The organism is Streptomyces sp. NPDC002536 (genome assembly GCF_053594995.1).
This window is the reverse complement of sequence record NZ_JBSFWU010000097.1, coordinates 22460-28943: the sequence shown is the minus strand read 5'-3', so window position 1 is coordinate 28943 and position 6484 is coordinate 22460. Positions and strand designations below refer to the sequence as shown.

Here is a 6484-nt window from a genome sequence, read left to right as displayed (position 1 = left end):
AGCGCAGCGGCACGGTGACGCCACCGGGCACGGTGGACCGGCTCTGCCCAGGGCCGCCGCAGCCGCCGGGCACCCGTACGGCCTGGTGGTCTCGGCCGGGATCGGCGGCGGCTTCGTACCGGGCGCCCCGGTGGCGTCCCTCGTCGTCTCCGACGCGATCGTGGCCGCCGACCTGGGCGCGGAGACCGCCGACGGCTTCGTGCCCGTCACCGACCTGGGCTTCGGCGCCGTCGAACACCTGCCGCCCCCGGCCCTGGTGGACGCCGTGGCCGACGCCACGGGCGCCGCGCGCGGTGCGGTGCTCACCGTGTCGACCGTGACCGGCTCCGCCGCGCGGGCCGCCGGGCTGACGGACCGGCACCCCGGGGCACTGGCCGAGGCCATGGAGGGTTTCGGCGTCGCCGAGGCGGCGGCCGCGCACGGCGTGCCCGCCCTGGAGGTCCGCGCGATCTCCAACCCCGTCGGCCCGCGCGACCGCGCCGCCTGGCGCATCGGCGACGCGCTGGCCGCGCTCACGGACGCCTTCCGGGCGTTCCCGTTCGACCGGCTTCCGACCGTCCTCCAGGAAGGGACCGTCTCCCCGTGACCGAGCCGATCCGCATCGCGTACTCGCCCTGCCCCAACGACACCTTCGTCTTCGACGCCTGGGCCCACGGCCGCGTCCCCGGGGCGCCCGCCCTGGACGTCACCTTCGCGGACATCGACATCACGAACGGCATGGCCGAGCGCGGCGAGCTCGACGTGCTGAAGGTGTCGTACGCGGTCCTGCCCTGGGTGCTGGACGAGTACGCGCTGCTGCCCTGCGGCGGCGCGCTGGGCCGCGGCTGCGGCCCGCTGGTGCTCACCCGGGAGCCCGGGAAGCCCGCGGACCTGGCCGGGAAGACGGTCGCGGTGCCGAGCGAACGCTCCACCGCGTACCTGCTGTTCCGCCTGTGGGCGGCCGCCGAGGTGCCGGGCGGCGTCGGCGAGGTCGTCGTGCTGCCGTTCCACGAGATCATGCCCGCGGTGCGCGACGGCAAGGTGGACGCGGGCCTGGTGATCCACGAGGCCCGCTTCACGTACCCGGACTACGGTCTGAACTGCCTCGCCGACATGGGCCGGCACTGGGAGGACACCACCGGCCTGGCCATCCCGCTCGGCGCGATCATCGCCAAGCGCTCGCTGGGCGAGGAGATGCTGCAGCGGCTGGCGGCCGCTGCCAAGGCCTCCGTGCTCATGGCCTGGGACGACCCGGAGGCCTCCCGGCCGTACGTGCTCGCGCACGCGCAGGAGATGGACCCGGCCGTGACGGACCAGCACATCGGGCTCTACGTCAACGAGTTCACCGCCGGCCTCGGGGAGTCCGGCTATGCCGCCGTGCGCGGGCTGCTGACCCGCGCGGCGGCCGAGGGACTGGTGCCGCCCCTCGGCCCGGGCGCACTGGAGTTCGCCGGGAGGGCGTAGCCCGGGCGCGTCAGACGTCCAGCTGGTCGGCCACGGCGCGCAGCATGCCCGCAATCTTGCCGCCGTGCGCCTTGTCGGGGTAGCGGCCGCGCTCCAGCTGCTGCGTGACGTTCTCCAGGAGGGTCGTCAGGTCCTGGACGATCGAGGCCAGTTCGTCGGGCTTGCGGCGCTGGGCGGCCGCGACCGAGGGCGTCGGGTCGAGCAGGGTCACCGACAGCGCCTGGTCACCGCGCTGGCCCGCGACGACGCCGAACTCCACACGCTGGCCCGGCTTGAGGGCCTCGACCCCGTTGGGGAGCACCGAGGAGTGGACGAAGACGTCTCCGCCGTCGTCGCGGGAGAGAAAGCCGAAGCCCTTCTCGCTGTTGAACCACTTGACCTTGCCGGTAGGCACGTCTGTCCTCGTCCTCGTGTCTCGTCGGAATTACGGAAACTTCTGCAATCAACAGAAAAACAGCTCTGGATAGCACTACAGCGGGCCGCAAGACCCGCCACCCCAAGGCTAATGGTCCCGCGCCCGGTGACAAGACGTCCCCGGGCCGTACCTCTGCGCGTCCGCTCCCGTCCCCGTCCATCCGGCCGTCACCCCACCGGTCAGGGATCTACCCTGGTCAGGTGAGCAACGAAACGCCCCGAGCCGGGGATCTGCTGGTACGCACCGGTGCCGTCGTGTTCCTCGTCGGCGCAGTGGCCACCCTGGCCACGGTGGCCCCGCTGTTCCTCGGCGCCGATCCGCTGCCGCCCGTCGCGTACTTCGTGTGCATGCTGATGGGCGCCGGCTTCCTGATCGCCGCGGCCGGAGTGCTGCGCTCGGTGGCCGAACAGCGGCGTCAGGCGCGCGAGGCCGCGTCGGGGACGGCAGCCGCCCGGTAGCGGCGCAGCCAGCCGGGGAAGCCGGTGAGGTCCGGCAGAACCACGTCCGCACCCTCCGCGCGCAGTTCGGCCGCGTCGCACGGCCCCGTGGCCACCGCCACCGACAGCGCACCGGCCGTCCGCGCACCGCGCACGTCGCCGACGTGGTCGCCCACGTAGACGCTCGCCCCGTGCTCGCGCAGGGCGGTCGCCTTGCCCTCCGCCCACAGGCCGGCGCACAGTTCGTCGGGCTCGATGCCCAGGTGCTCCAGGTGCAGCCGGGCGTTGGTCGCGTACTTGGCCGTGACGACGATCGCCCGCCCGCCCGACTCCTGCACCGCGGCGACGGACTCGCGGGCGCCCGGCAGCGCGGGCGAGGGCGCGATGCCGTGGGCGGGATAGGAGGACAGGTAGATCTCCTCGGCCCCCGGCACCTCGTCCGCGGGGAACCAGTTGGCCAGCTCCCAGGTCAGCGGCGGGCCGATCCTGCTGACGACCAGGTCGACGTCGATGTACCGGCCGGTGGCCGCGGCCAGCGCCTCGTACGTGGCCCGGATGCCCGGGCGGGAGTCGACCAGGGTGAGGTCCAGGTCGAAGCCGACGGTGAACGGGGTTTCGGGATGCGGGGTTTCGCGTCGCGAGGTCATGCCCCACATTGTGCTGCCGCCCCACTTGTCCCGGTCATCCCACTCATCCCGGCCGCCTCGCCCGCCACAGCACGAACGCGGCCGAGGCCACCGCCGCCACCCGCACCACCACGGGCCACGTCGACGACAGGGCACCCGCCATCGCCCCCTGCGGTATCGGTTCTCCCCACCGCCCGTCCATGCGGCCCCACAACCACACCACGCCCCCCGCCACCACCAGCCCCGGCACCCCCATGACCGCCCACTTCGACTCGGTCTGGGTCAGCCGGCGCGTCACATACGCCAGCCCCCACCCCGCGACCAGCACCAGCAGGTTCCCCAGCACCGCGCCGGCGACCAGCAGCACCGCGACCAGCACCAGCAGCGGGCTCATCGGCACCGTCCCGCCGGCGCCCCGGCCGCGGCGCCGGCGCAGGCGCGCGAGGCCGCGGGCCGGGGTCTCCTCGGCCTCGACGGCCTCCTCCTGGCCCGGGATCCGGCCCGGAACCGGGTCCTCCGCCCCCTTCTGCGCGGGCTGCGCAGGTGCCGACGCGGGCGCCCCGGGCGCACCCGGCGGCTTGAGCATGTCCGGAATCTCGATCCCGCCCACGAACCCGTGCACCGCGTCCCCGGCCGTGAACGGACCCGGCTCCACCCGCCACCAGTCGGGGCTGGCGCCGGAACCGAGCTCCTCCTCCGTCGCCAGGTGCGGCGGCCGCGCCGCCCCCGGCGGCGTCCGCTGCGCCGGCACCTTCCCTGCCGTCTCCCCCGGCCGGCCCGCCGCCCCGGCGACCGCCTCCGACGGCGTCCCCAGCCCGTCGAGGATCCGCTGCACGGCGGCCGGCGTCTCCGCGCCCTCCACCGCCCTGCGCTGCTCGATCTCGGTGCGCAGCCGGGAGACCAGCCGCATCCGTTCGCCGGAGGTGAGCGACTTCCGCTGAGCCAGGTCCCCGACCCTGCTCAGGTAGTCGTACACAAGCTGATCACTCTCGATCCCCACCCGCCCGACGGTACCGCCTCCCTCCCGCCCCCGGACCGGGAACGGACACCGCGCACCTCTCCCGGCGGAGCCGTTGCGCCGGGCACCGGAACGAAGCAACGGCGACCCGGTACCGTAAGCAGAATGACCACTTCGCGGGAGACCGGCGCCCCGCGCACCCTCGCCGAGGAACTGCGCACCCGTCCCGACGACGCCCTGGCCGCCCTCCTGCGCGCCCGGCCCGACCTGCTGAACCCGGTGCCCGGCGACCTCACCCAGCTCGCCACCCGCGCCGCCACCCGGGCCTCGGTCGTCCGCGCCCTGGACCGCCTGGACCGCTTCACCCTGCAGGTCGCCGAGGCGCTCGCGGCGGCCCCGGACCCGTGCCCGTACCCGGTCCTGGAAAACCTGATGACCGGCGACAAACCGGCCGACGACCGCATCGCCCAGGCCCTCCCCCGCGCCGTCGCCGCCCTGCGCGACCAGGCCCTCGTCTGGGGCGGCGAGGACCGGCTGCGCCTCGTCCGCACCGTCCGCGAACTGCTCGCGCCCAGCGCCGCGCGCCCCTCGCCCACCGGCCTGGGCCCCACCGTCGCCGAGGCCACCGCCGGGATGTCCCCCGGCCGGATGCAGAAGATCATCGCCACCGCGGGACTGCCCGCCACCCACGACCCGGTGACCGCCGTCGCCGCCCTGACCGCCCTCTTCGAGGACCGCACGCGCATGGCGGAACTCCTCGCCTCGGCCCCCGAGGAGGCCCGCGCCGTCCTCGGCAAGCTGCTGTGGGGCCCGCCCTACGGCACCGTCACCGCCGACCCCGCCCCGCACCTGCGCTGGCTGCTCGACCGCGGGCTGCTCCTGCCGACCGCGCCCGGCAGCGTCGTCCTCCCCCGCGAGGCCGCCCTGCACCTGCGCGCCGGCCGCGCCCACCGCACCCCCGAACCCGCCGCGCCCGCGCTGGAACCCGTCACCGCCCACGCGGAACGGCTCGCCGACGCCACCGCCGCCGGGCAGGCGTTCACCGCCCTCGCCACCGTCGAGGAACTGCTCCAGACCTGGGAGACCGACGGCCCGCTCGTCCTGCGCGCGGGCGGCCTGAGCGTACGGGACCTCAAGCGCACCGCCACCGCCCTGGACACCACGGAGACCGCGGCCGCCTTCTGGACCGAACTCGCCCACGCCGCCGGGCTGCTGGCCTCCGACGGGGACGTCGACGAGCGCTACGCCCCCACCCCCGCCTCCGACGACTGGCTCGCGCTGCCCGCCGAGCAGCGCTGGGCGCACCTGGCCGGCGCCTGGCTCGCGGCCACCCGCACCCCCGGCCTCGTCGGCGACAAGGACGCCAAGGGCCGCACCCTCGCCGCCCTCGGCCCGGACCTGGACCGCTCCCCCGCCCCCGAGGTGCGCCGCCGCGTCCTGGAGCTCCTCGCCTCGCTGCCCGCCGGGACGTCCGTCTCCCCCGACGCCCTCCTCGCCCGGCTGCAGTGGGAACGCCCGCCGCGCACCGCCACCGACGACCTGCGCGCCCGGCTGGCCCAGTGGACCCTGGACGAGGCCGAACTGCTCGGCGTCACCGGCCGCGGCGCCCTCTCCGCCCACGGCCGCGCCCTCCTGGACGGCTCGGAGGCGACGGCCGCGGGCCTGCTCGCCCCCCTCCTCCCCGAGCCCCTGGACCACGTCCTCCTCCAGGCCGACCTCACGGCCGTCGCCCCCGGCCCGCTCCGCCGGCCCCTCGCCCACATGCTGGGCGTCCTCGCCGACATCGAGTCCAAGGGCGGCGCCACCGTCTACCGCTTCACCCCGGACTCGGTGCGCCGCGCCCTGGACGCGGGCCGGACCGCCGGGGACGTCCTCGCCTTCCTGCGCGAGCACTCGCGCACCCCCGTGCCGCAGCCCCTCGCCTACCTCGTCGAGGACGTGGCCCGCCGGCACGGCCGGCTCCGCGTCGGCGCGGCCTCCTCCTACCTGCGCTGCGACGACGAGGCCGTGCTCGCCGAACTCCTCGCCGACCGCCGCTCCGCCCCACTGCGCCTGCGCCGCCTCGCCCCCACCGTGCTGGCCGCCCAGGCCGCGCCCGACGCCCTCCTGGAGGGCCTGCGCGCCATGGGCTACGCGCCCGCGGCGGAGTCCGCCGAGGGCGACGTGCTGATCGCCCGCGCCGACGTCCACCGCACCCCGCCGCGCACCGCCCCGGCCCCCGTGCCCGAGGGCCCGCCCGTCCCCGACGCGACCCTCCTCGGCGCCGCCGTCCGCGCCATCCGCGCCGGCGACATGGCCGCCACGGCCGAACGCAAACCCCTCGCCGCCCCGGCCCCCGCGGACGGCGGCCTCCCCCGCACCACCTCCGCCGAGACCCTCGCCACCATGCAGGCCGCCGTCCTCACCGGCGCCGCCGTCTGGATCGGCTACGTCAACGCCGAGGGCGCCGCCAGCCAGCGCGTGATCGCCCCGGTCCGGGTGGAGGGCGGCTTCGTCACGGCGTACGACCACACGGCGGACGAGGTGCGGACGTATCCGCTGCACCGGATCACCGGCGTGGCCGAGCTGGCGGACGACCACGCGTAGTGCGGGCGTGCGGCCTGCA

Annotated in this window: 7 protein-coding genes; 4 read left to right on the top strand and 3 right to left on the bottom strand. The window is 76.1% G+C overall.

Annotated elements, in window-relative coordinates; all coding sequences use genetic code 11:
- On the top strand, window positions 1-586 hold a 586-nt coding region (locus ACWD4B_RS28075; RefSeq protein WP_451423376.1), incomplete at its 5' end, for a futalosine hydrolase.
- Window positions 583-1443 carry a 1,4-dihydroxy-6-naphthoate synthase gene (locus ACWD4B_RS28070; RefSeq protein ID WP_451423375.1) on the top strand — a complete coding sequence of 287 codons (861 nt, stop codon included), beginning with the start codon at window positions 583-585 and terminating at the stop codon, window positions 1441-1443. The genes ACWD4B_RS28075 and ACWD4B_RS28070, both read left to right, overlap by 4 nt.
- A gap of 10 nt (window positions 1444-1453) precedes the next feature.
- On the opposite strand, the gene ACWD4B_RS28065 is transcribed toward ACWD4B_RS28070, so the two are convergent.
- Entirely contained in the window at window positions 1454-1837 is a 384-nt protein-coding gene (locus ACWD4B_RS28065) for a cold-shock protein (protein ID WP_336416021.1), read from the bottom strand.
- Window positions 1838-2058: 221 nt separating this feature from the next.
- Here ACWD4B_RS28065 and ACWD4B_RS28060 point away from each other — a divergent pair, with 221 nt between their 5' ends.
- Window positions 2059-2316, top strand: a complete 258-nt coding sequence (locus ACWD4B_RS28060; RefSeq protein ID WP_336416022.1) for a hypothetical protein — start codon at window positions 2059-2061, stop codon at window positions 2314-2316.
- Here ACWD4B_RS28060 and ACWD4B_RS28055 read toward each other — a convergent pair.
- A complete protein-coding gene (locus ACWD4B_RS28055; RefSeq protein WP_451423374.1) occupies window positions 2274-2951 on the bottom strand; it encodes an HAD family hydrolase in 678 nt (225 codons plus the stop codon). The two genes, ACWD4B_RS28060 and ACWD4B_RS28055, sit on opposite strands and share 43 nt — an antisense overlap.
- 34 nt (window positions 2952-2985) lie before the next feature.
- Window positions 2986-3921, bottom strand: a complete 936-nt coding sequence (locus ACWD4B_RS28050) for a hypothetical protein (RefSeq protein ID WP_451423373.1) — start codon at window positions 3919-3921, stop codon at window positions 2986-2988.
- Between the two features lie 123 nt (window positions 3922-4044).
- Between ACWD4B_RS28050 and ACWD4B_RS28045 the strand changes: the two genes are divergently transcribed.
- Complete coding sequence (locus ACWD4B_RS28045; protein ID WP_451423372.1) at window positions 4045-6465, top strand: helicase-associated domain-containing protein; 2421 nt, start codon at window positions 4045-4047, stop codon at window positions 6463-6465.
- The last annotated feature ends 19 nt before the right edge of the window (window positions 6466-6484 follow it).